This is a genomic window from Curtobacterium sp. PhB190 (genome assembly GCF_004365385.1).
Taxonomy (GTDB): domain Bacteria; phylum Actinomycetota; class Actinomycetes; order Actinomycetales; family Microbacteriaceae; genus Curtobacterium.
Genome location: NZ_SODN01000026.1, coordinates 1 through 1,489, shown reverse-complemented (window position 1 = coordinate 1,489; position 1,489 = coordinate 1). Strand labels below are relative to the sequence as shown.

Sequence of the window (1,489 nt, the reverse complement as noted above, 5' to 3'; positions counted from 1 at the left end):
CTCCGCGGCAGTGATGCTTGCGTGACACTCGTTTCCCGTTCGAGAGACTTGCCTTTCCTGCCTTGAGGCTGGTGGGGGAGTGCGCTATCCCGGGGTGGCGGGATGACCCGAACATTGCGTCGCTCCCGGGAACCACCAACGTCCCGCGGACCGCACTGAGCGGGGTCACTTCAGCAGCGCTGCGACGACCAGCGTGGCGGTACCGGTAGTGAGGGCACCGATGAGCGCCCACTGCCACCAACGCATGCGCAGGCTCCCGGGCGGGCTTCTGGCGGCGCGGTGAGGGCTTCGTCATCGACTGCACGGTACGAGGGCATGGTTGAGGCAGACTGTGGACAGCAGCTGGGTGGTTCCCGCTCTCAGCGGGGTGGGCTGCTACCTGATCCGGTGTCTCGCCCCGCGCTTCTCACAGACAAGGGACGCCCCAATGCGCCATGAGCATCCTGCCGGCGTGAGCGCGGTAGGGAGGTTCCGGGTGGTGCTGTCGTCTGATCGTCGGTCGGGGTGGTCGTTGCAGGAACGAGTGGAGCAGCTCGTCCGGGACGCCATCGCTGATGGCGTCCTTTTGGAGGGTGATCAGTTGCCGCCGTACCGAGTCGCGGCAGCAACGTCCGGGTTGAGCATCCACACGATCCTGAACGCGTACCGGGCACTGATCGCCGACGGTGTGGTGCGGTCGGTGCCCGGTGACGGCTACTTCATCGCCGGCGCCGTCCGCTACCGCGACTTCTTCACCGCACCTGACGACCGACCATCGCTGCCGTCAGTGACGGCACGGGTGCCCACGGCGTAGGCAAGTGGGGTGGGATGCCGTCCGGTAGAGCTTGCTCGCCAACGGCACACTGGCCCCCTTCCGGCAATGCGGGACGCCCGACCGGGTGTTTCCGGGACGACACCCCGGCACCTACTCCTCTCCAGCGGGCGATTTCGGTACCGAGACGTCGACGGGAGCGGTGACGGACGCGGATCGGGGTGTCGTGTCGATGCGCGCTTTCGGCCGTAGCTGGTCACCGCCGAAATGATCTGACCGCCGACGTTCAGGCGGCTTCCGGTGCGTTCTGCTGCGGGGCAGAGGTGGGTGCGCTGTCGGGGAGCCCGCTGCTTTTCCGCGGTCCTGGGGTAGAGGTTCCAACCAAGCTCGACGTCATTGTCCGTTCATGCCGAGCTTCAGGCGGCGGTGGAGTGCTTGCCGTCGGGGTGTCGTTCAGTTGACGCTGTCCTCACGGAACGCTAGCGAGATGCGTTCGGTGAAGTGGATGAAGACGTTGACGTTCTCGACAGGAAGCGATTTCTCGAGCGCTTGCCGGTAGGCCGAGCGAAGTGCGCCGACCACCGCGAAGCCGTCGGCACTCAGCTCGATCCGCACGCTCCGGCGATCGTCCGGGTTGCGGACCCGATCGAGTAGACCTCGTTTGGTCAGACGGTCGAGCAACGCGGTGACGGCTCCCGTTCCCATCTCCAGGTACCCGCCGAGTTCCTTCGGCGTGCG

General features: G+C 66.3%; 2 protein-coding genes. One reads left to right on the top strand and one right to left on the bottom strand.

All coding sequences use genetic code 11. The features are described from left to right. Nucleotides 1-427: 427 nt before the first annotated feature. Nucleotides 428-793, top strand: coding sequence for a winged helix-turn-helix domain-containing protein (locus EDF47_RS19670; protein ID WP_131847781.1), 366 nt, complete (start codon nt 428-430; stop codon nt 791-793). A gap of 411 nt (nt 794-1,204) precedes the next feature. Here the strand turns inward: EDF47_RS19670 and EDF47_RS19665 are convergent. Continuing rightward, a partial coding sequence (locus tag EDF47_RS19665) for a MarR family transcriptional regulator (RefSeq protein WP_133939201.1) occupies nt 1,205-1,489 on the bottom strand: 285 nt, incomplete at its 5' end.

What these genes read in the sequence shown, in the direction of transcription:
- EDF47_RS19670 (WP_131847781.1), top strand. Translation starts at nt 428, where the DNA reads ATGCGCCATGAGCATCCTGCCGGCGTGAGCGCGGTAGGGAGGTTCCGG.